We start from the raw sequence: 20402 nt of genomic DNA, 5'->3' as shown, positions 1-20402 counted from the left end.
CTTCTGTTTACCTGATCGTAGTGGATCGGCGTTCCCGAACTCATCTGTTGTACTGTGCGCATCGCATTGATGTACTTCGTGTCTCTGCGCCTCAATTTAAACTCTTCCCAATACACTGATGTTCTGCGCTTGAACGTCGTAAATAATACAATACGTCGTCCCCGTGGTTTTCCTTCCTCGCTTGAGCGATTTGGCGATGTTTTCTTTCGGTAAAATGTCTGACATATCATCTGTTAAAACGAGGAATATTCTGAGCGAGTGCTTGGCGGGTTGTGGGATTTTTTCCAGGAGTGTGTTTATTTTTGATTCGGCGTTCATGCCCCGAATGTCGATGATACACAGCGTACTCAGCGGTTTCGGTAGTTTTACAGTCTGAATTCCGGTAACGGGTTGGTCACCCGGTTCTCCGGGGAAATCAATGTTGTTATCTTCAAATGCTTTCAGAAAGTTCTTGTCGTCATCAAAGTCCGAAGGTGCATAAAGGGATCGGTAGTTGAAGTTCAAGGTGATGAAAAACAGGAACAGTAAATAGAATGGAAAACTGATCAGAAACCAGATGTAGATTTCCCGTTCGTCATTGTCAAGAAAGGGCAGGGACACCGCTGCGGACGTTTCGGAGATGAACGCGAATATGGCAATGACACTGATGGGGTTGGTGATTTTCTTGTTGATCTTTAACATATTCTTTACTCATGAGTATGATCTTTCTCGTCATGTTGGAATGTTGGAGTTGTTGTAAGGGGAGTGGAGGCTTTTTGTCCCCGATGTCTGGTATTTATATTAAAAACGGCCGGGTGGATATAAATATGTTGTTTCGGTTTTTTGTCGTGTCGAGTCCCTCTTTTCAGGATTCGCTACTCGATAAGCCGGTGTTGCAGGTTAAATAATTTTCAAGTGGTCACTTGGTCTGGATGTCTTGTCGCTACATTTATGAGTCTTTTCTGTAGGAGAAATCTTTATTGCCTGTAGGAAGTGTCTCTCGCTGCCAATGCAAGGGAACTTCGCTATGCCATGGGTGAAATGACTACGTTATTGTGCCGGTTCTAAAAATTCGAACAGCGAAACTGGACTTGCCCATGAATAAAGTGCTGATCGTGGATGATCACCCGGTCATTCGTCTTGCGGTGCGTATGCTGATGGAACGTCATGGCTACGAAGTCATTGCAGAAACGGATAACGGAGTGGATGCATTACAACTGGCTCGCGACCAGATGCCCGATATTGTCATTCTGGATATCGGTATACCGAAACTTGATGGACTGGAAGTCATTGCGCGTCTTACAACCAGCGCGATGCCTTTGAAAGTGCTGGTGTTGACGTCCCAGGCCCCGGGCCATTTTTCCATGCGCTGCATGCAGTCGGGAGCGGCGGGATATGTTTGCAAACAACAGGACCTGACCGAGCTGCTCAGCGCTATCAAGGCTGTGCTGTCCGGGTACAGCTATTTTCCGAATCAGGCGTTGCACACCGTACGCACCAGCCTGGGCAATGCCAGTGAAGCCGACATGGTCGATCGTTTGTCCGGGCGCGAGATGATGGTGTTGCAGCAGTTGGCACGCGGCAAGACCAACAAGGAAATCGCCGATGGCATGTTTCTCAGCAACAAGACCGTCAGCACCTACAAGACGCGGTTGCTGCTGAAGCTCAATGCGCGTTCACTGGTGGATCTGATCGAACTTGCCCAGCGCAATGGCCTGGTCTGACCGCTTCAGTCGCTGACGGATCCTGGGCAGGTCGGCATCAGCTTGCAGCAGAAACGAAAAAGCCTCCGTTGCGGGAGGCTTTCAAATGTCAGAGATCAAAGTCGTAATCGGCCAATTGCTTCTGCAGTCGGCGTTCCTCAAGCATGTTATCGATGGTGCGGCGTTTGCTCAGGTTGGTCTTGGCGACCTCAACCACCGGTTCGTCGTCCGACTCCGCGACGAAATCGTCTTCTACGTCCACTTGCTCTTTGCTGGTGCTCATAAGGTTAACTCCAGGCTAAGGCTGCCTTTGGCGCTCCTTATATCGATATTCCAGCAGATCGTAAAAAAGATTTTTTCAATCGCAATATCAATAAACTTAATAGACGCTCAATCGTCCGAAGTTTTGTCCTTGTATTCGCACAAGTCTTCGATCCGACAGCTGCCGCACCGCGGCTTGCGGGCCAGGCACACGTAGCGCCCGTGAAGAATGAGCCAGTGGTGCGAATCGAGCAGGTATTGCTTGGGTACAAACTTCATCAGTTTGTTTTCCACCTCTACCACGTTTTTGCCCGGCGCAATGCCGGTGCGGTTACTGACCCGGAAAATGTGGGTGTCCACCGCCATCGTCAATTGACGGAACGCGGTGTTGAGCACGACGTTGGCAGTCTTGCGGCCGACGCCGGGCAGGGCTTCCAGCGCTTCGCGCGTCTGTGGGACTTCGCCATTGTGCAACTCGACCAGCATGCGACAGGTCTCGATCACGTTTTTGGCCTTGCTGTTATAGAGGCCGATGGTCTTGATGTACTCGGACAAACCTTCGACGCCCAAGGCATGAATGGCGGCCGGCGTGTTGGCCACCGGGTAAAGCTTCGCCGTCGCCTTGTTCACCCCGACGTCAGTCGATTGTGCGGACAGAATCACCGCGATCAACAACTCGAAAGGCGAAGAGTAGGCGAGTTCGGTCTTGGGTTCGGGATTGTCCTCGTGAAGCCTGCGGAAGATCTCCAGACGTTTTGCGGCATTCATGGGTGATGCGTTTCCTCGGATAGGGCGGCAGGGCGAGAACAGGCCTGACGGGCGGCGAGTACCAGCCCCAGCAGTATGAAGGCGCCGGGAGCCAGCGTCGCGAAATGCAGGCCGTCGCTGAACAGAATAAAACCTTGCCAGTGATCCGACAGGTGATGGCCGATGCTGCCCTGACCGAGCAGCTCGCGCAACACCGCCAGCACGGTCATCAGGGCGGTAAACACGCCACAGATTTTAAGACGCCATCGGGCTGGCAGTCGAAAGAATCCATTGTGTTCGAATATGACGCACTGCAGACCGATCAGGCCGGCGTAGAGGCTGATCATCTGATGCCACTGCACAGCGGCGCGCTGCAGCAGAATATCGGCGCACCCGGCCAGGGTCGCGGCGATTACCAGACTGACCGGCAACAAGGTTTCACTGCTCAGGCGCGACCGCAGTGGTGCCATGCACAAGCCGTACATACTCACCACAACGGCGAACATCAGCAGGATCGCCAGCGCGCCGGCCACTGAGTCAGTGGCACCGATCAACAGCACTAGCATCATTGAGTTCGACAGGGTCGTTGATGCGTTCATGGCGCGCTCCCCAGCAGGGTCGTCCGGTGGTCGTCGAAGTAACGCAGAGCATCGTGGATGGCGTTGATGGCCGCGCGAGATGTGATGGTTGCGCCAGCGATCTGGTCGAATTGCCCCTGATCCTTTCTCAAGGCCCATCCGGCATCGGTCGGCTGGCCGCTGGATTTGCCGATAAACGCTTGCAACCAGCTATTTGGCCAGTCACCGAGATGCCCGCCCAGCGCCGGCGTTTCAGTTTGCTCAAGGGTTTTCACGCCGAGCAATCGGCCATTGGCATCGATGGCAATCAGCAACTCGATGCGACCCGCATAACCCTCGGTCTGGCTGCGCAGCAGCACCGCCACGGGTTGGCCGGCCCTGGTCGCCCGATAACCGCCCAGCAACTCGCTGTGGCTCAGGTGGGGGGCGGTCAGTGCCAGAGGCTGTTCCAGAGGCTGATTGTCGTAGGCGTCGACTGAGAGCACGTCCAGCAGTTTGCGACTTTCGAGCTGGCGCTGTTCGGCGGCGATCTGCGGCGCATTGCTGCGTTGCACAACATAAGTCGCGCCGACACCAATCGTTGCCAGCAGCGCCAGGGTGATCAGGCTGCTTGTGCGGTTCATGGCATCACCTGCGACTGACGAGCGGCTGCAATGCGTTCCAGCGCCGGCACGCACAGATTCATCAGCAACACTGAGAACGCCACGCCATCCGGATAGCCGCCCCAGGTGCGAATCAGATAGGTCAGCAGGCCGACGCCCACGCCGAACAACAAGCGGGCGAGCGGACTCTTTGCCCCCGACACCGGTTCAGTGACGATGAAGAACGCACCCAGCATGGTCGCGCCACTCAGCAGATGAAACAGCGGCGAGCCATGAGCGTCGGACCCCGAACCGTTCCAGCACAGCAGGCTGATGACGAACAGGCTGGCAAGCATGCCGACCGGTGCGTGCCAGCCGATCACCCGGCGCTGTAGCAGCAACAGTCCACCGGCAAGAAATGCCAGGTTCACCCACTCCACGCCATGCCCGCCGAAGCGGCCGAATGCCGGGTTGCTGGCAAACAATTCATCGATGGTCAGGCTTTTGTTGATGCGCAGGCTGTCCAGCGCCGTGGCCTGGACCCTGGCGTCCGGCGCCACGCCCAGGTTGAACACCTGTTCAATGGCCGTCGTCAGATCCATGCCATGGGCCGGCCAATGGGTCATCGGCTGCGGGAACATCACCATCGCGAAAGCAAAACCGAGCATGGCCGGATTGAAAGGGTTTCTGCCCACGCCACCGTACAAGTGTTTGCCTAACAGCAGGCCCGAGCCGATCGCCGTGACCGTCAGCCACCACGGGCAGTAAGGCGGCAAGGCGATTGCCAGCAGTGTGGCGCTGACCACTGCGCTGCCATCGGTGAGAGTGGCTTGCACCGGCTGCCGGCGCAGACGAGTCACGGCGGCTTCGACGCTCAAGGCTGTGACGACGGACAGGATCAGGTTGATCAGCACGCCCCAGCCGTAAAACCAGAACAACGCCAACAACCCCGGCAATGTCGCCAGCAAAACCAGCTTCATTGCCTGTTGCAGGCGTTCGTCTCTGGTTTCAATGGATGACATGGGCTTCTACCTGCCGCTCCGCCTCTTGCAGGCGGGTGCGGGCCTTGTCGAGGATCTCGGCTGGCGTGCCGTCACGTCGTTGCAGTTTGTTCAGGTCGGCGCGAGCGTAGGCCAGTTCGGTTTTCAGCTGACGAAGCTGGTTGTCGATCGGACGTTTCTCCACGCGCACAAGGTCGGGCAGCGGTTGATCGCTCGCGGCTTCGGCGTCGTGCAACGCTTGTTCGGCATCACGCAGTGCTTGTTCCAGCGCTGCAATCTGCTCCGGCGGAGCCTCTGCGGTCTGCGCCTTTTTCAGCTCGGCACGGCGCATCGCCAACTGGATTTTCGCTCGTTTCAAGTCGGCGTCTTTTGCTGGGGCTGTCACGACCGGCGCAGGTGCGGCGCTGCTTTCCAGTTTCGCCAGCGCTTGTTCGGCGGCTTCGAACTGCTGTTGCAATACGATCAATTGCGACTGTTGTTCGAAGGTCGGCGGATGACCGAAGGCTTTCAACGATTTGTGCAATTGAGCGCGGCTCATCGCCACATCGATCTTGGCCTTCTTCAGCGCGGCGTCGGCTGTCGCGGCTTTCTGCGCACGTACCCGTTCCAGCGCCGCTTGCACCGGATCGAGCGTGGTGGCTGCGACTTCAACCTGCGCCGCACGTTTCGCACGGGCTTCGCGTTCGGCCTGCTTCTGCTGTTCTTCTCTTTGCAGCCGGGCGTTACGCCGTTCGAAGCGTTGCCGGGCGTGATCGCGCTTGGCGGTACGCGCCTGTTGTTCTTCGAGGCTGCTGGCCAGGCCGCCCACCACTGGCAGCGTTCCGAGCGGCAGCGGGTGCATCTCGATGCAATCGACGGGGCAAGGCGCCACGCACAGATCGCAACCGGTGCACTCGTCGATGATCACCGTGTGCATCAGTTTCGCCGCGCCGACGATGGCGTCGATCGGGCAGGCCTGGATGCACTTGGTGCAGCCGATGCACTCGGCTTCGCGGATGAACGCCACTTGCGGCGGTGCCGCGCCACGGCTGATGTCCAGCTCCAGCACCGGGACTTTCAGCAGTTCGGCCAGCGCCGCGATGGTTTCGTCACCACCCGGCGGGCATTTGTTGATCGGCTCGCCGTCGGCGATGCCTTCAGCGTAGGGTTTGCATCCGGGATGGCCGCATTTGCCGCATTGGGTTTGCGGCAGCAAGGCATCGATGCGTTGAATCAGACTCATGTTTTGATCAGTCCACTGAATCCGAGAAAAGCCACGGCCATCAATCCGGCGCCGATCAACTGGATTGGCAGGCCACGAAAGGGCAGGGGAATATCGTTGTCGGCCGTGCGCTCACGCAAATCGCTGAACAGGCTCAACACCAGCCAGAAACCCAGACCGGCGCCAAGGCTCAGCGCAGTTGCATGAAACAGGCCTTTATCCGTTTGCGCGTCGATCAGCGTCAGCCCCAGCACACCGGCATTGCCCAGCAGCAACGGCCACAAACCGTCGAACGGCAGGGCGGGTCGCCAGCGCGCCAGCAACTTCAGCAACGGCGTGATCAGCAGGACGCTCAGCGGCAGGAATACAAACAGACGCAGGAATTCCAGTTGCAATGGCACCAGCAGCCAATGCCAGATCGCGTAACCCGCCACACCGACAATCAGCATCAGACATAACGTCGCCAGCCCCAGCGCATGCACCTGACGGCGCTCGCCAGCCAGCAGCGGATCGACGCCCAGCGGCCAGTGCAACACGAAGTTGTTGATCAGCGCAGCACTGAAGAGCGTAAGCACGAGTTCGGTCATGGTTCTGCCGGTGAGAGCGGGCGAGTGTCACTTAAGATTAGGCTTTATCCGGCGGCCATGACGGGTGGGCCAGATATGAAAAATCCCACAGGCGCACGGGGTACGCCTGTGGGATCGGTCAGTGCAAAACCTTACTTGATGCGCTGACCCGGCTTGGCGCCGCTGTCCGGGCTCAGCAGGTAGATTTCTTCACCGCCAGGGCCGGCCGCCATCACCATGCCTTCGGAGATGCCGAACTTCATTTTCCGTGGCTTGAGGTTGGCGATCATCATGGTCAGGCGACCGTCGAGTTTCGACGGATCCGGATAGGCGCTCTTGATCCCCGAGAACACGTTGCGTTGTTCGTCTCCGATGTCGAGGGTCAGACGCAGCAGCTTGTCCGCCCCTTCAACGTGTTCGGCCTTGACGATCAGCGCGACGCGCAGGTCGACGGCGGCGAAGGTGTCGAAGTCGATTTCCGGCGACAGCGGATCCTTGGCCAGTTCGCCATTGCCGGCAGGCGCGGCGGCGCCGGTGTCGGTCTGGCTGGCGGTCAGGTCTTCTTTCGAGGCGTCGGTCATGGCTTGCACTTTTACCGGGTCGATGCGGGTCATCAACGGTTTGAATTCGTTCAACTGGTGGTTGGCCAGCAGGGTGGTGTGGTCGTTCCAGGTCAGCGGGGCGACGTTGAGGAACGCCTCGGCATCGGCAGCCAGCACTGGCAGCACCGGCTTGAGGAAGATCACCAACTGGCGGAACAGGTTGATCGCCGTGGCGCAGACCGCCTGGACTTCATCCTGCTTGCCTTCCTGCTTGTTCAGCGACCACGGTGCCTTGTCGGCGATCCAGGCGTTGGCGCGGTCGGCCAGGGCCATGGTTTCGCGCATGGCACGGGCGAAGTCGCGGGCTTCATAGGCGTCGGCGATGCTCGGCGCAGCGGCCAGGAACGCGTCGGTCAGTTCCGGTGCGGCGTTGTTGTCGACCAGCAGGCCGGCGTTGCCCTTCTGGATGAAACCGGCGCAACGGCTGGCGATGTTGACCACTTTGCCGACCAGGTCGGAGTTGACCTTCTGCACGAAGTCTTCGAGGTTCAGGTCGAGATCGTCCACGCCACGGCCCAGTTTGGCCGCGTAGTAGTAGCGCAGGTATTCCGGCGACAGGTGATCCAGGTAGGTCCGGGCCTTGATGAAGGTACCGCGGGACTTGGACATCTTCTGGCCGTTGACGGTCAGGTAGCCGTGCACGTTGATCCCCGTCGGCTTGCGGAAACCCGCGCCTTCAAGCATCGCCGGCCAGAACAGGGCGTGGAAGTTGACGATGTCCTTGCCGATGAAGTGGTACAGCTCGGCGGTGGAGTCCTTGCCCCAGAACGCGTCGAAGTCCAGCTCCGGCGTGCGGTTGCACAGGTTCTTGAAGCTGGCCATGTAGCCGATCGGCGCGTCCAGCCACACGTAGAAATACTTGCCTGGTTCGCCCGGGATCTCGAAACCGAAGTACGGCGCATCGCGGGAGATGTCCCACTGTTGCAGGCCGGCGTCCAGCCATTCGGCGATCTTGTTGGCCACGGCGTCCTGCAGGGTGCCGCTGCGGGTCCAGGTCTGCAGCATCTGCTGGAAGTCCGGCAGCTTGAAGAAGAAGTGCTGGGAATCCTTGAGCACCGGAGTGGCGCCGGAGATTGCCGACTTCGGATCCTTCAGGTCGGTCGGCGCGTAGGTCGCACCGCATTTTTCGCAGTTGTCGCCGTACTGGTCCTCGGTGCCGCATTTCGGGCAGGTGCCCTTGATGAAGCGGTCGGCCAGGAACATTTTCTTTTCCGGGTCGAAATACTGGGTGATCGAACGTTGGGCGATGTGCCCGGCGTCACGCAGCTTCAGGTAGATCTGGCTCGACAGCTCACGGTTTTCTTCGGCGTGAGTGGAGTGGAAGTTGTCGAAGTCCACCAGGAACTCGGCAAAGTCGGCGCTGTGTTCAGCCTGGACGTTGGCGATCAGTTGTTCCGGGGTGATGCCTTCCTTTTCCGCGCGCAGCATGATCGCCGAACCGTGGGCGTCGTCGGCGCAGACATAAATGCACTGATTGCCGCGATGCTTCTGGAAGCGCACCCACATATCGGTCTGGATGTATTCCAGCATATGGCCAAGGTGAATCGAACCGTTGGCGTAGGGCAGGGCGCTGGTGACGAGAATCTTGCGTGGTTCGGACATGTGGGGCTTCGCTACTTGATGAAACGGAGGTCGGCCACTATAAAGCGCCGGGAAAGATATTTCACCCCTGCAAATCGTTGCCGGGCATGCCGTCCGGAGGACAGAAGGGGTAGGATACCCGCCATCTTTTCCCAGTCTTGTTATCGGAGTTGCCCATGAGCGCCGTCACTCGCGCAGCGGTGGAAGCCGTCCTCAGCCAATACACCGACCCTTACCTGAACCAGGATCCGGTCAGCGCCGGTTGCGTGCGCAACATCGAAATCACCGGTGATCGCGTCAGCGTGCAGCTGGAAATCGGTTATGCCGCCGGTCTGTTCAAGAGCGGCTGGGCGCAATTGCTGCAACTGGCCATCGAAAACCTCGACGGCGTAGTGTCGGCCAAGGTCGAGGTCAACAGCGTGATCGCCGCGCACAAGGCCCAGGCGCAGATCCCGGGGCTGGCCAACGTCAAGAACGTGGTCGCCGTGGCGTCCGGCAAGGGCGGCGTGGGCAAATCCACCACCGCCGCCAACCTGGCGCTGGCACTGGCCCGTGAAGGCGCGAAAGTCGGGATTCTCGACGCCGATATCTACGGCCCGAGCCAGGGCATCATGTTCGGCATTCCCGAGGGCACCCGTCCGCAGGTCAAGGATCAGAAGTGGTTCGTGCCGCTGCAGGCCCATGGCGTGGAAGTCATGTCGATGGCCTTCCTGACCGATGACAACACGCCGATGGTCTGGCGCGGGCCGATGGTCTCCGGCGCGCTGCTGCAACTGGTCACGCAAACCGCGTGGGGCGACCTGGATTATCTGGTGATCGACATGCCGCCAGGCACCGGCGATATCCAGCTGACCCTGGCGCAGAAAGTCCCGGTGGCTGGCGCCGTGATCGTCACCACGCCGCAGGATCTGGCGCTGCTCGACGCACGCAAAGGCGTGGAGATGTTTCGCAAGGTCAACATTCCGGTGCTGGGCGTGGTGGAAAACATGGCCGTGCACATCTGCTCGAACTGCGGACACGCCGAGCATCTGTTCGGTGAGGGCGGTGGCGAGAAGCTGGCGACCCAGTTCGGCGTCGAACTGCTGGCTTCGCTGCCATTGTCGATGCTGATCCGCGAACAGGCCGATGGTGGCAAACCGACGGTGATTTCCGAGCCGGACAGCCAGATCGCCATGGTCTATCAGGAACTGGCCCGCCACGTCGGTGCGCGGATCGTGTTGCAGGAAGCGGCATCGCCAGCGATGCCGAATATCACCATCAGCGACGATTGATGCCTGTGGTTTAAACAAAAACGCCCCGGTGCTTAAGCACCGGGGCGTTTTTCATTTCGCGACAGCGGTCAGATGCGCAACCCGCCGTCCATCTCCAGAATCCGACCGGTGTAGTAGTCGTTCTCGAAGATGTACGCCGCCGAATGGGCGATCTCTTCCGGCTTGCCCATGCGCTTGAGCGGAATGCCCGAAGTCATTTTCTCCAGCGCTTCCGGTTTCATGCCCAGGGTCATCTCGGTTTCGATGAAGCCCGGCGCGATGCCGGCCACACGAATGCCGTAGCGCGCCAGCTCCTTGGCCCAGGTCACGGTCGCTGCCGCCACACCGGCCTTGGCGGCGGAGTAGTTGGTCTGGCCGACGTTGCCCGCGCGGGAGATCGACGAGATGTTGATGATCGCGCCGCTGTTCTTAAGCTCGACCATTTTCGCCGCCACTTCACGGGTGCAGAGGAACACGCCGGTCAGGTTGACGTCGATCACCGCCTGCCATTGGGCCAGGCTCATCTTGGTCATTTCGCCGTCCTTGACCTTGAGCAGCAGGCCGTCGCGCAGGATCCCGGCGTTGTTGATCAAGCCGTGAATCGCGCCGAAGTCCTCGGCGACCTGGGCAACCATGTGCGTCACTTGCTCTTCATTGGCGACGTTGCACAGATAGCTGCGCGCCTCGACGCCCTTGGCCTTGCAGGCCGCGACGGCGTCATCGAGTTTTTCCTGATTCAGGTCGACCAGTGCCAGCTTCGCGCCCAGGCCTGCGAAATACTCGGCCATCGAGCGGCCCAGGCCTTGGCAACCGCCAGTGATAATGATTACTTTGTCGTTGAGTTGCATTCGCATGTCCCCGAGAGCAGGTCAGAGTGGTGTCCTTTAGAGAGCCTCTCGATCTGCGCCTGACAAAGCCCGGCTGCACATGAGAACTGCCCCTGTGGCGACTGATACTTATCCGTGTCGCCCGTCCGTTTTTTCGACGGATTCTATTTAAGGAGTCATAAATTGAGCGTTGAAGCGGCTAAGAATGCCCGAGAATTGCTTCTCAAGGAATACCGTGGCGTGCTGTCGACCCACTCCAAATCGATGCCCGGTTTTCCGTTCGGCTCCGTGGTTCCCTACTGTCTGGACGAGCAGGGCCGGCCGCTGATCCTGATCAGCCGCATCGCCCAGCACACCCACAACCTGCAGAAAGATCCGAAGTGTTCGCTGCTGGTGGGCGAGCGCGAGGCCGATGACGTGCAAGCCGTCGGTCGCCTGACCTATCTGGCCGAGGCTCAAAAGCTCGAAGATGCGGCTGCCATCGAAGCCGCCGCCGAGCGCTACTACCGCTATTTCCCCGACTCGCAGAATTACCACAAGGCCCACGATTTCGACTTCTGGGTGCTCACTCCGGTACGTCATCGCTACATCGGCGGTTTCGGCGCGATCCACTGGGTCGATCAACTGACCCTGGCCAACCCGTTCGCCGGCAAGGCCGAAATCAGCATGGTCGAGCACATGAACAGCGACCACGCCAAGGCCATCGCGCATTACGTCGACCTCGCCGGGCTGCCGAAAACCGTCCCGGCACAAATGGCCGGGATCGACACCGAAGGCATGCACCTGCGCATCGGTCAGGCGCTGTACTGGCTGCCGTTTCAAGCGCCTTGTCATACGCCGATACAAGTGCGCGAAGCCTTGGTTTCTCTGGCTCACGCCGAGGTCTGGCCAAAAAATGCGGTGGCCGACGCTTGAATTCACGAAAGGGCGACGTCATCTAAGGCTTACTGCAAGGCATTTCTTGCGTTGAGGAAACTTTGATGCGCCCTTTTTTGTTGCTCTTTCTGCTGTTCCCGGTGTTGGAGCTGTTCGTATTCGTCAAAGTGGCAGGATCGATCGGATTTTTCCCGGCCCTGCTGCTGATCATTCTCGGCTCGATGTTCGGCGTGTTCGTGCTGCGCGTCGCCGGACTGGCAACCGCCCTGCGTGCCCGTGAAAGCCTGAACCGCGGCGAACTGCCCGCGCAAACCATGCTCGAAGGCCTGATGCTGGCCCTGGCCGGTGGCCTGTTGATCCTGCCGGGTTTCATCAGCGACGTGGTCGGTCTGGTGCTGTTGCTGCCATTCAGCCGTCGTCTGGTCGCCAACAAAATGCGCCAGCGCGCCGAAGAACAGGCCATGCGTCAGCGCGCGTTCGCCGATGACCTGCAACCTCGCGGCGGTCCCGCACCGCGTCAGCCTCTGGGGCGCGAAGGCGATGTGATCGAAGGCGAGTTCGAACACCGCGACACCCAGTAACTTCTGCATCGACACGGCACCTTCGGGTGCCGTGTTCGTTTGCGGGGCAGATTCATCAAACCTGCAGTGAAATTTTTTTAGCCCCGCCCTTGTAATAAGCTTATGCGCCCTTATGTATCGGTCACCGAAAGGTTTCCGACATTTGAGTCGGACAGACTTCCGCGGTTCGCTCGACGAGCCGCAACCGGCGCAGGCCGGATTCGTTAAACCCGCCGGGACTACACCGGCCGATGAAAACCACAATTAGGAGAGATCGACAATGAAGCTTCGTCCTCTGCATGACCGCGTCGTTATCCGTCGCAGCGAAGAAGAAAAGAAAACCGCTGGCGGTATCGTCCTGCCAGGTTCGGCTGCTGAAAAAGCCAACCACGGTGTGATTCTCGCTGTAGGCCCGGGCAAAGCTCTGGAAAACGGCGAAGTGCGCGCACTGTCCGTTAAGGAAGGCGACAAGGTTGTGTTCGGTCCTTACTCCGGCAGCAACACTGTGAAAGTCGACGGCGAAGACCTGCTGGTAATGAGCGAGAACGAAATCCTCGCTGTTATCGAAGGCTGATGACCCCCGTTCATTTTCCCGCTACTACAAAGTATTTAAGGAATATCGATCATGGCTGCTAAAGAAGTTAAATTCGGCGATTCCGCCCGCAAGAAAATGCTGGTTGGCGTAAACGTCCTGGCTGACGCGGTAAAAGCGACCCTGGGCCCGAAAGGCCGTAACGTGATCCTCGAGAAGAGCTTCGGCGCTCCGACCATCACCAAGGACGGCGTTTCCGTTGCCAAGGAAATCGAACTCGAAGACCGTTTCGAAAACATGGGCGCGCAGCTGGTCAAAGACGTTGCCTCCCGTGCCAACGATGACGCTGGTGACGGTACTACCACCGCTACCGTTCTGGCTCAGTCGATCGTCAACGAAGGCCTGAAAGCCGTCGCTGCCGGCATGAACCCGATGGACCTGAAGCGCGGTATCGACAAAGCGACCATCGCTGTTGTTGCCGAGCTGAAAAAGCTGTCCGCACCATGCACCGACACTAAAGCGATCGCTCAGGTTGGCACCATCTCCGCCAACTCCGACAACTCCATCGGCGACATCATTGCCGAAGCCATGGAGAAAGTCGGTAAAGAAGGCGTGATCACCGTTGAAGAAGGCTCGGGCCTGGAAAACGAACTGTCGGTTGTAGAAGGCATGCAGTTCGACCGTGGCTACCTGTCCCCATACTTCGTCAACAAGCCAGAGACCATGGTTGCCGAGCTGGAAGGCGCGCTGATCCTGCTGGTCGACAAGAAGATCTCGAACATCCGCGAAATGCTGCCAGTGCTGGAAGCCGTTGCCAAAGCCGGCCGCCCACTGCTGATCGTTGCCGAAGACGTTGAAGGCGAAGCCCTGGCGACTCTGGTAGTGAACAACATGCGTGGCATCGTTAAAGTCGCAGCCGTCAAGGCTCCAGGCTTCGGCGACCGTCGCAAGGCCATGCTGCAGGACATCGCCGTTCTGACCGGCGGTACCGTTATCTCCGAAGAGATCGGCCTGAGCCTGGAAAGCACCACCCTGGAACACCTGGGTAGCGCCAAGCGCGTGACCCTGTCCAAGGAAAACACCATCATCGTTGACGGTGCTGGCGTTGAAGGCGACATCCAGGCGCGTATCGCTCAGATCCGTGCCCAGGTTGCCGAGACTTCCTCGGACTACGACCGTGAAAAACTGCAAGAGCGTCTGGCCAAGCTGTCCGGCGGCGTTGCAGTGATCAAGGTTGGCGCTGGTTCCGAAGTTGAAATGAAAGAGAAGAAAGCCCGCGTTGAAGACGCCCTGCACGCAACCCGCGCAGCCGTTGAAGAAGGCGTGGTACCTGGCGGTGGCGTTGCGCTGATCCGCGCTCTGAACGCGATCATCAACCTGAAAGGCGACAACGCCGACCAGGACGTAGGTATCGCTGTTCTGCGTCGTGCCGTTGAAGCACCGCTGCGTCAGATCGCTGCCAACAGCGGCGACGAGCCAAGCGTTGTGGTCAACGAAGTCAAGAACGGCAAAGGTAACTTCGGTTACAACGCTGCGACTGGCGAATACGGCGACATGATCGAAATGGGCATCCTGGACCCAACCAAGGTAACCCGTTCCGCTCTGCAAGCTGCATCGTCGATCGGCGGTCTGATCCTGACCACCGAAGCTGCTGTTGCTGACGCACCGAAGAAAGACGGTGCAGCTGGCGGCGGTATGCCAGACATGGGCGGCATGGGTGGCATGGGCGGCATGATGTAAGCCAGCCTTACCCCGAAACGAAAAACCCCGCCTGCGATGAGCAGGCGGGGTTTTTTATTGCCCTGATTTTATAGGCAGAGCTTCAAGTACTCAGGCGTTTACCGGTTGTGCCTTCATGACCGCTTCCGCTTTGACGGTCGGGCGATAGAGCACCCAGTAATACGACCCCAGGCAGATCAACCAGCAGAAAATCGCCGTCCACACGTTGTGCGAAAAGAAGTGCGCGCCCTGCATCATCCGGCTGATCGAGAACACCGAGCCCAGCGCAAAGGCAAAGATGAATGCCTGCCGCGCCAGTCGCGGGCGACGGTCACGCAGCACGAAGAACAGCGCAAACAAGGTGAAACCCGTTGCGGCATGGCCACCGGGCCAGCAACGTCCGGGCTTGTCGGTCGGCGGGCGGTGATCCAGCAGTTTGCTGTAGGTTTCATGGCCGCCGAACTGCTCAAGGCTCCACGGGCACTGCACGGCAGTCACGGCTTTCATCGGTGTCACGAATGACGTCGCCAGGCCCAGCGACAGCACCAGGCAACCCAGCTCACGCTTGAAGGGCTTGAGCCGCGCGATGAAGAACGCCGCGATGAAACCAATGACGGAAAACACCGAAAACGCGATCACCACCTGTTTGGCGCGGTCGTGAAGGATGTTCTCCAGGAAGTAACTGTGGCGCCCGATGAAGTCGCCGGCGGCGGGGTCGTAAAACATCCGGGCCAGGTTCATGTCCAGATCGGTCAGTTCGAGCAAGACCAGAATGGCGGCCGCGACGGCGGGTATCCCCAGGCACAGCCAAAAGTTCAGCGGGCGAGGGGCAGGGCGTACAACGCTTGATGACATGAGGGATCCAGAACGGGAAAACGCCCCGGGGCATCAGCCCGGGGCGCTTCGATTAACGATCGCTGACTTGCGCGGCACCCTCCTTGGGCGCTTTCCAGCCAAGCAGCTGTTGCTTGAAGCCATAACTGGCGGTTTGGTAATACGTGATGGCGCGGCTGACCAGTGGGTCGTCGCTGTTGACCCGGGACTCGCGGCTTTCGGTCAGTGCGTCGTCATGCCGGCGCAGGCCCTGGCGTGGGCTGAGGATCGCCAGATCCTTGCCGTCGAACAGCCCCAGATGCTGATAGTTGCCCACCACGACCCGAGGTGGCAGCGGGTTGTCCTGCAGCAGATTGCGACCGAAGAAGGTCGATTGGTAATCCAGGTTCAGCAACCCCAGCAGGGTCGGCGCGAGGTCGATCTGGCTGGCCAGTTGCGCGTTTTCCCGTGCTTCGATCATCTTCGGTGCATAGATGAACAGCGGGATCTGGTAGTTGGTGATCGGCAGGTCTTCCTTGCCCGCGCTGCCGGCCGTGTGGTCGGCGACGAAGATGAAGATCGTGTTGTCGAACCACGGCTTCTCACGCGCCTGCGCCAGGAACTGGCCGATGGCGTAGTCGGTGTACTTCACCGCACCATCGCGACCGTTGCCGGACTTGATGTCGATCCGGTTATCCGGATAGGTGTACGGACGATGGTTGGAGGTGGTCATCAGCTGCAACAGGAAAGGTTGCTGCTTGGCGTAGTCGGCGTCCGCCAGCTTCAGGGTCTGTTTGTACAGATCCTCGTCAGCCATGCCCCAGGCGTTCTTGAAGTGAATCTCCGACTCATCGACGCTGCTCTGATCGACAACGCGATAACCGTTGCCACTGAAGAACGCGTTCATGTTGTCGAAGTAACCACGCCCACCGTACACGAACACGCTGTCATAGCCGACCGCGCTCAATTGCTGGCCGAGGCTGGCGAAACCGCTTTCGCGACCGATGCGCTTGACGATCGAACGGCCCGGCGTCGGTGGAATAGCCAGGGTGATGGCTTCCAGTCCACGGTCTGTGCGAGTGCCGGTGGCATAGAAGTTGTTGAAGTACAGGCTCTGCTTGCGCAAGGCGTCGAGGTTCGGCGTCAGGTTGCGGCCATCACCATTGCTGCCCAGGTATTTGGCGCTCAGGCTTTCGATGGTCACCAGCACGATGTTCGGCTTGCGGGTGACGCCGGGGTTATCGATATTGCGACGGATGTCCTGCGGATCCTGGCCGACGAAACGGGCATTGGGCTCGTTCAGTTCGGCACGAATCTGACCGGCAACCTTGTCCGCTGGCAGGCTCTTGTAGAACTGGCTGTAGTCCAGTTCGTTGTTACGGAACGCGGCGAAGAACTGATACGGGCCATTGCTCGCCAGTTCATTCTGATAGGCGTTGCCGCCCTGGGCACGCGGTGCGTCCTGACTGACCAGTTGCAGGCTCAGGCCCGCCACCACCAACAGCGCCAAGGCATTCAGCAGCCGACCGCGCAGTGGCGGCAGCGGTGCATCCAGCGCTGCATTGAATGCCTTGCGCAAGACAAGACTCAGTCCCACGGCCAGAACTGCCAGAATGCTCAGCAACTTGCCGATCGGATAAGACTCCAGCACGTTGTTCAGCACTTCGTCGGAGTACACCAGGTAGTCGACAGCGATGAAGTTGAAGCGCACCCCGAACTCATCCCAGAACAGCCATTCGGCCACCGCCGTGAACAGCATGGCGTACAGGCTGACGGTCAGCAGTCCCTGCAGGAACCAGCGGTGACCGCGACGGCGCCACAAGGCCGGCGGGCACAGCAGCAGATACAGACCCATCGGCAAAGCGGCGTAGGCGAGGAAGCCCAGGTCGTAGACCAGACCGACACCGAACACGGACAGCGCACCGCCACCGGCCTCATCCAGATGAGTCAGCAGCAGTACGATACGGGTGAGGAGAAACACGACCAGCCAGGCACCGGTGACCAGCAGCAGATAGCGCATAGGCGCTGTCTTGAAGAAACCCATTGTTTTCTTTTCCTTTTATCAATGGCGCGGGAGTTTCGCGAAGTCACTGTAATGAGGTTGTGAACCGATAGTGAAAACTTTGTTAAAGATTTATGTTGGTTGAGCAAATCGATCTGTCGGGGCTGCAACCCTAGCCCTGAGCCGAAGTTGGCCGTAAGCTGCGCGGGCCATGACGGCCGTTACTGTGTACGGAAGAGGTGCCCATGCGAATTCTATTGGTCGAAGACAACCGCGATATCCTGGCCAACCTGGCCGATTACCTGGGCCTGAAGGGCTATACCGTCGATTGCGCCCAGGACGGTCTGTCGGGCCTGCATCTGGCGGCTACCGAGCACTATGACCTGATCGTGCTCGACATCATGTTGCCCGGCATCGACGGCTACACCCTGTGCAAACGCCTGCGCGAAGATGCGCGCCGCGACACGCCGGTGATCATGCTCACCGCCCGCGACCAACTCGACGATCGCCTGCAGGGCTTCAAATCCGGGGCTGACGATTACCTGGTCAAACCCTTTGCGTTGTCGGAACTGGCCGCGCGGGTCGAAGCCGTGATGCGCCGGACCCAGGGCGGCGGTCGCCGTTCCCTGCAGGTCGGTGACCTGAGCTACGACCTCGACACACTCGAAGTGACCCGCGAAGGCAAACTGCTCAAGCTCAACCCGGTCGGCCTCAAGTTGCTCGCGGTGCTGATGCAGAAGAGCCCGCATGTACTGCGTCGGGAAATTCTCGAAGAAGCCCTGTGGGGCGATGACTGCCCGGACAGCGACAGCCTGCGCAGCCACGTCCACCAATTGCGTCAGGTGATCGACAAGCCGTTCGCCAAACCACTGCTGCACACCGTGCACGGCGTGGGTTATCGCTTGGCCGAGGGCCGCGATGGAGTTTAAGCAAAGCCTTGCCCAGCGGATCATCATCGCCTTTGCGCTGATGAGCGCACTGGTGGCAGGGGCCTTCGCCATGGGCATCGTCGCGACCGTGCACCTGGTGGAAGAAAAACTGATTTCCGCAGGACTGGGCGGCGACTTGCAGCGCCTGTTGTTGATGGACAACGTCTCGGACTGGAGCCATCGGCCGGAGCCGGATCAACTGTTCTATTTCAGCGGCGGCCCGGGTGACTTCGAGCTGCCCAAGGATCTGCGACATCTGGATTCCGGGTTCCACGAAGTCTTCCGCGAGCAGCTGTCGTATCACGCGATGGTCGAAATCGTCGACGGCCGGCGCTATGTGCTGCTGCAGGACCAAAGCGATTTCGAAGAGCGTGAGCGCGTACTGTTTGCCGTGGTGCTGGTGGGCTTCGTGCTCAGCCTGGCGCTGGCGGTTTTCCTCGGCTGGGTGCTGGCACGCAAGGTGATGGCGCCGGTGGTCCGGCTGGCGCGTCAGGTGCGTCATCGCGATCAGTTGCTGGGACTCGCACCGCCGCTGGCGCCGGACTACGCCGCCGATGAAGTGGGTGAACTGGCGGTGGCATTCGATGCGACGCTGGGGCGTTTGCGTCAGGCGCTGACGCGTGAGCGGCTGTTCACCAGTGACGTCAGCCATGAATTGCGTACACCGCTGATGGTGCTGGCCAGTTCCTGTGAACTGTTGCTGGAAAACCCGGGCATCGATCAGCGCGGCCGCGCCCAGGTCGAACGCATCGCCCGTGCCAGCGAAGAAATGCGCGAACTGGTGCAGACTTTCCTGATGCTGGCCCGTGCCCAGCGCGAAGATGCGGGGGCCGCGCCCCAGCACAATCTCGGCCAGGTGGCGGACAATCTGTTGGGCCTGTGGCGCGAGCCGATCGAGTCGAAGGGCCTGAATTTGATTTTCGAACCGGGCAACCCGCCGGAAACCCGTTACAACGCCACCCTGCTCAATGCCGTGATGGGCAACCTGCTGCGTAATGCGTTGCACTACACCGAGCATGGCTTCATTCGGCTGACGCTCAATGACAACGGCTTTGTGGTCGAGGACTCGGGCGTGGGCATTCCCGAGGAGAAACGCGAGGCGATGTTCCAGCCTTTCGTACGGGGCAGCGAAAAGCGTGGAGAGGGTCTGGGGCTCGGTCTGTCATTGGTACAGCGCATCTGCGAGAACCAGGGCTGGAGTGTCACATTGAGTACGATGGAGCCCAATGGCTGCCGTTTCGAAGTAGATCTTGGCAAGCGCTGAATCCCTCCCGGGCGACGTAAAAAAGCTGCCAACCTGAACGAATCCTGTATAACCTTGAAATAGTTCGGGGGTTTACGCGACGTTTTTTTCACAAAGGGATGACCTGACGCTGACACTCCCGTGCCTAAGGTGGAGCTATCAGCATTCAGGAGTCCCGACGATGGCCGGCCCGATCAAACTCGATTTTTCCGAAAAGTACGACGACAACCACGCGCAGAAATACCTGCGCAAGCATCAGGATGGTCTGGGGCGTCGTTTGTCCAACTGGCGAGATCAGCAGTTGGCTCGCAAGGCACTGACCCTGGTCGGTGAGCCGGGGCTGGTGCTGGATCTGCCGTGCGGTGCCGGGCGTTTCTGGCCACTGCTGGCAGAAAAGCCCAATCGGGTGATCATCGGGGCAGACAATTCCGAGTCGATGATCAAGACGGCGATGCAGGCCCAACCGGCGGATGTGGTGAAACGGGTACAACCCTTGCACACTTCGGCGTTCGACATTGCGTTGCCTGACAACTCCGTGGACAGCATTTTCTGCATGCGTCTGCTGCACCACATCGGCGAGGCCGAGCATCGGCAGACGATTTTGCGTGAGTTCGAACGCGTTACCCGGGACAGTGTGATCATTTCGTTGTGGGTAGATGGCAATTTCAAAGCCTGGAAACGCAAGCGCGCCGAGAAAAAACGCGGGCAGGAAGGTTACCAGAATCGATTTGTGCTACCGGCCGCTACGGTTGAAAAGGAATTCGAAGAGGCAGGATTCAGGATCCAGGAACAACTGGACTTTATTCCGCTCTATGCCATGTGGCGAGTTTACGTACTACGCAAGAGGTAAG

The 20402-nt window shown here is 59.2% G+C and carries 21 protein-coding genes; 9 read left to right on the top strand and 12 right to left on the bottom strand.

The window, feature by feature from the left end:
• Positions 1 to 96: 96 nt before the first annotated feature.
• Complete coding sequence (locus AC3WRD_RS19525; RefSeq protein WP_102620760.1) at positions 97 to 681, bottom strand: hypothetical protein; 585 nt, start codon at positions 679 to 681, stop codon at positions 97 to 99.
• 395 nt (positions 682 to 1076) lie between these two features.
• Between AC3WRD_RS19525 and AC3WRD_RS19520 the strand changes: the two genes are divergently transcribed.
• On the top strand, positions 1077 to 1703 hold the full coding sequence (locus AC3WRD_RS19520; RefSeq protein ID WP_085730184.1) for a response regulator transcription factor: 627 nt from the start codon (positions 1077 to 1079) through the stop codon (positions 1701 to 1703).
• Between the two features lie 88 nt (positions 1704 to 1791).
• Here the strand turns inward: AC3WRD_RS19520 and AC3WRD_RS19515 are convergent, their stop codons facing one another.
• The 8 genes from AC3WRD_RS19515 to metG form a co-directional block, all read right to left on the bottom strand.
• Positions 1792 to 1965: a PA3496 family putative envelope integrity protein gene (locus AC3WRD_RS19515; RefSeq protein WP_096818454.1), complete on the bottom strand. Its 174-nt coding sequence runs from the start codon at positions 1963 to 1965 to the stop codon at positions 1792 to 1794.
• 107 nt (positions 1966 to 2072) lie between these two features.
• Positions 2073 to 2711 carry an endonuclease III gene (nth, locus tag AC3WRD_RS19510; protein ID WP_096818452.1) on the bottom strand — a complete coding sequence of 213 codons (639 nt, stop codon included), beginning with the start codon at positions 2709 to 2711 and terminating at the stop codon, positions 2073 to 2075.
• Complete coding sequence (locus AC3WRD_RS19505) at positions 2708 to 3289, bottom strand: Rnf-Nqr domain containing protein (RefSeq protein ID WP_102620759.1); 582 nt, start codon at positions 3287 to 3289, stop codon at positions 2708 to 2710. Before AC3WRD_RS19505 ends, nth begins: the two co-directional genes overlap by 4 nt.
• Positions 3286 to 3891: an RnfABCDGE type electron transport complex subunit G gene (locus tag AC3WRD_RS19500; RefSeq protein WP_102620758.1), complete on the bottom strand. Its 606-nt coding sequence runs from the start codon at positions 3889 to 3891 to the stop codon at positions 3286 to 3288. Before AC3WRD_RS19500 ends, AC3WRD_RS19505 begins: the two co-directional genes overlap by 4 nt.
• A complete protein-coding gene (locus AC3WRD_RS19495; RefSeq protein ID WP_102620757.1) occupies positions 3888 to 4871 on the bottom strand; it encodes an RnfABCDGE type electron transport complex subunit D in 984 nt (327 codons plus the stop codon). The genes AC3WRD_RS19500 and AC3WRD_RS19495 overlap by 4 nt, the downstream gene beginning before the upstream one ends.
• Positions 4858 to 6072, bottom strand: coding sequence for an electron transport complex subunit RsxB (gene rsxB, locus AC3WRD_RS19490; RefSeq protein ID WP_102620756.1), 1215 nt, complete (start codon positions 6070 to 6072; stop codon positions 4858 to 4860). Before rsxB ends, AC3WRD_RS19495 begins: the two co-directional genes overlap by 14 nt.
• Complete coding sequence (locus AC3WRD_RS19485) at positions 6069 to 6638, bottom strand: electron transport complex protein RnfA (protein WP_102620755.1); 570 nt, start codon at positions 6636 to 6638, stop codon at positions 6069 to 6071. The genes rsxB and AC3WRD_RS19485 overlap by 4 nt, the downstream gene beginning before the upstream one ends.
• A 131-nt stretch (positions 6639 to 6769) precedes the next feature.
• Entirely contained in the window at positions 6770 to 8821 is a 2052-nt protein-coding gene (gene metG, locus AC3WRD_RS19480) for a methionine--tRNA ligase (protein ID WP_102620754.1), read from the bottom strand.
• Between the two features lie 155 nt (positions 8822 to 8976).
• Here metG and apbC point away from each other — a divergent pair, with 155 nt between their 5' ends.
• Positions 8977 to 10071, top strand: coding sequence for an iron-sulfur cluster carrier protein ApbC (gene apbC, locus AC3WRD_RS19475; RefSeq protein WP_096818437.1), 1095 nt, complete (start codon positions 8977 to 8979; stop codon positions 10069 to 10071).
• A 68-nt stretch (positions 10072 to 10139) separates the two neighbouring features.
• Here the strand turns inward: apbC and AC3WRD_RS19470 are convergent, their stop codons facing one another.
• Positions 10140 to 10898, bottom strand: a complete 759-nt coding sequence (locus AC3WRD_RS19470) for an SDR family oxidoreductase (RefSeq protein ID WP_085709540.1) — start codon at positions 10896 to 10898, stop codon at positions 10140 to 10142.
• Positions 10899 to 11060: 162 nt separating this feature from the next.
• Between AC3WRD_RS19470 and AC3WRD_RS19465 the strand changes: the two genes are divergently transcribed.
• The 4 genes from AC3WRD_RS19465 (at position 11061) to groL (ending at position 14585) form a co-directional block, all read left to right on the top strand.
• The gene (locus AC3WRD_RS19465) at positions 11061 to 11792 is read left to right on the top strand and encodes a HugZ family pyridoxamine 5'-phosphate oxidase (protein WP_102620753.1); all 732 of its coding nucleotides are present in this window, start codon (positions 11061 to 11063) and stop codon (positions 11790 to 11792) included.
• A gap of 65 nt (positions 11793 to 11857) precedes the next feature.
• Positions 11858 to 12334: an FxsA family protein gene (locus AC3WRD_RS19460; RefSeq protein WP_096818434.1), complete on the top strand. Its 477-nt coding sequence runs from the start codon at positions 11858 to 11860 to the stop codon at positions 12332 to 12334.
• Between the two features lie 259 nt (positions 12335 to 12593).
• Positions 12594 to 12887, top strand: a complete 294-nt coding sequence (locus tag AC3WRD_RS19455; RefSeq protein ID WP_007916610.1) for a co-chaperone GroES — start codon at positions 12594 to 12596, stop codon at positions 12885 to 12887.
• A gap of 51 nt (positions 12888 to 12938) precedes the next feature.
• Complete coding sequence (gene groL, locus AC3WRD_RS19450) at positions 12939 to 14585, top strand: chaperonin GroEL (RefSeq protein WP_096818431.1); 1647 nt, start codon at positions 12939 to 12941, stop codon at positions 14583 to 14585.
• A 90-nt stretch (positions 14586 to 14675) separates the two neighbouring features.
• On the opposite strand, the gene AC3WRD_RS19445 is transcribed toward groL, so the two are convergent.
• Together AC3WRD_RS19445 and AC3WRD_RS19440 are read right to left on the bottom strand one after the other, a co-directional pair.
• Entirely contained in the window at positions 14676 to 15419 is a 744-nt protein-coding gene (locus tag AC3WRD_RS19445) for a phosphatase PAP2 family protein (protein WP_102620752.1), read from the bottom strand.
• Between the two features lie 52 nt (positions 15420 to 15471).
• Positions 15472 to 17421 carry an LTA synthase family protein gene (locus tag AC3WRD_RS19440; RefSeq protein WP_102620751.1) on the bottom strand — a complete coding sequence of 650 codons (1950 nt, stop codon included), beginning with the start codon at positions 17419 to 17421 and terminating at the stop codon, positions 15472 to 15474.
• A 203-nt stretch (positions 17422 to 17624) separates the two neighbouring features.
• Between AC3WRD_RS19440 and colR the strand changes: the two genes are divergently transcribed.
• The 3 genes from colR to AC3WRD_RS19425 all read left to right on the top strand — a co-directional run bounded on the left by colR (position 17625) and on the right by AC3WRD_RS19425 (position 20401).
• Positions 17625 to 18308 carry a two-component system response regulator ColR gene (gene colR / locus AC3WRD_RS19435; protein ID WP_065258608.1) on the top strand — a complete coding sequence of 228 codons (684 nt, stop codon included), beginning with the start codon at positions 17625 to 17627 and terminating at the stop codon, positions 18306 to 18308.
• Positions 18298 to 19572 carry a sensor histidine kinase gene (locus AC3WRD_RS19430; protein ID WP_102620750.1) on the top strand — a complete coding sequence of 425 codons (1275 nt, stop codon included), beginning with the start codon at positions 18298 to 18300 and terminating at the stop codon, positions 19570 to 19572. The genes colR and AC3WRD_RS19430 overlap by 11 nt, the downstream gene beginning before the upstream one ends.
• A gap of 160 nt (positions 19573 to 19732) precedes the next feature.
• Positions 19733 to 20401 (top strand): class I SAM-dependent methyltransferase, encoded by a 669-nt coding sequence (locus AC3WRD_RS19425; protein WP_096818423.1) that lies wholly within the window; start codon positions 19733 to 19735, stop codon positions 20399 to 20401.
• Position 20402 lies beyond the last annotated feature (1 nt).

The organism is Pseudomonas sp. FW215-R2 (assembly GCF_058789255.1).
This window is presented reverse-complemented; position numbering and strand designations above follow the sequence as displayed.

Excerpts from the sequence above, each read along its gene's own strand:
- AC3WRD_RS19525 (WP_102620760.1), bottom strand. The coding sequence starts at position 681 with ATGTTAAAGATCAACAAGAAAATCACCAACCCCATCAGTGTCATTGCC.
- AC3WRD_RS19520 (WP_085730184.1), top strand. The coding sequence starts at position 1,077 with ATGAATAAAGTGCTGATCGTGGATGATCACCCGGTCATTCGTCTTGCG.
- AC3WRD_RS19515 (WP_096818454.1), bottom strand. The coding sequence starts at position 1,965 with ATGAGCACCAGCAAAGAGCAAGTGGACGTAGAAGACGATTTCGTCGCG.
- nth (WP_096818452.1), bottom strand. The coding sequence starts at position 2,711 with ATGAATGCCGCAAAACGTCTGGAGATCTTCCGCAGGCTTCACGAGGAC.
- AC3WRD_RS19505 (WP_102620759.1), bottom strand. The coding sequence starts at position 3,289 with ATGAACGCATCAACGACCCTGTCGAACTCAATGATGCTAGTGCTGTTG.
- AC3WRD_RS19500 (WP_102620758.1), bottom strand. The coding sequence starts at position 3,891 with ATGAACCGCACAAGCAGCCTGATCACCCTGGCGCTGCTGGCAACGATT.
- AC3WRD_RS19495 (WP_102620757.1), bottom strand. The coding sequence starts at position 4,871 with ATGTCATCCATTGAAACCAGAGACGAACGCCTGCAACAGGCAATGAAG.
- rsxB (WP_102620756.1), bottom strand. The coding sequence starts at position 6,072 with ATGAGTCTGATTCAACGCATCGATGCCTTGCTGCCGCAAACCCAATGC.
- AC3WRD_RS19485 (WP_102620755.1), bottom strand. The coding sequence starts at position 6,638 with ATGACCGAACTCGTGCTTACGCTCTTCAGTGCTGCGCTGATCAACAAC.
- metG (WP_102620754.1), bottom strand. The coding sequence starts at position 8,821 with ATGTCCGAACCACGCAAGATTCTCGTCACCAGCGCCCTGCCCTACGCC.
- apbC (WP_096818437.1), top strand. The coding sequence starts at position 8,977 with ATGAGCGCCGTCACTCGCGCAGCGGTGGAAGCCGTCCTCAGCCAATAC.
- AC3WRD_RS19470 (WP_085709540.1), bottom strand. The coding sequence starts at position 10,898 with ATGCAACTCAACGACAAAGTAATCATTATCACTGGCGGTTGCCAAGGC.
- AC3WRD_RS19460 (WP_096818434.1), top strand. The coding sequence starts at position 11,858 with ATGCGCCCTTTTTTGTTGCTCTTTCTGCTGTTCCCGGTGTTGGAGCTG.
- AC3WRD_RS19455 (WP_007916610.1), top strand. The coding sequence starts at position 12,594 with ATGAAGCTTCGTCCTCTGCATGACCGCGTCGTTATCCGTCGCAGCGAA.
- groL (WP_096818431.1), top strand. The coding sequence starts at position 12,939 with ATGGCTGCTAAAGAAGTTAAATTCGGCGATTCCGCCCGCAAGAAAATG.
- AC3WRD_RS19445 (WP_102620752.1), bottom strand. The coding sequence starts at position 15,419 with ATGTCATCAAGCGTTGTACGCCCTGCCCCTCGCCCGCTGAACTTTTGG.
- AC3WRD_RS19440 (WP_102620751.1), bottom strand. The coding sequence starts at position 17,421 with ATGGGTTTCTTCAAGACAGCGCCTATGCGCTATCTGCTGCTGGTCACC.
- colR (WP_065258608.1), top strand. The coding sequence starts at position 17,625 with ATGCGAATTCTATTGGTCGAAGACAACCGCGATATCCTGGCCAACCTG.
- AC3WRD_RS19430 (WP_102620750.1), top strand. The coding sequence starts at position 18,298 with ATGGAGTTTAAGCAAAGCCTTGCCCAGCGGATCATCATCGCCTTTGCG.
- AC3WRD_RS19425 (WP_096818423.1), top strand. The coding sequence starts at position 19,733 with ATGGCCGGCCCGATCAAACTCGATTTTTCCGAAAAGTACGACGACAAC.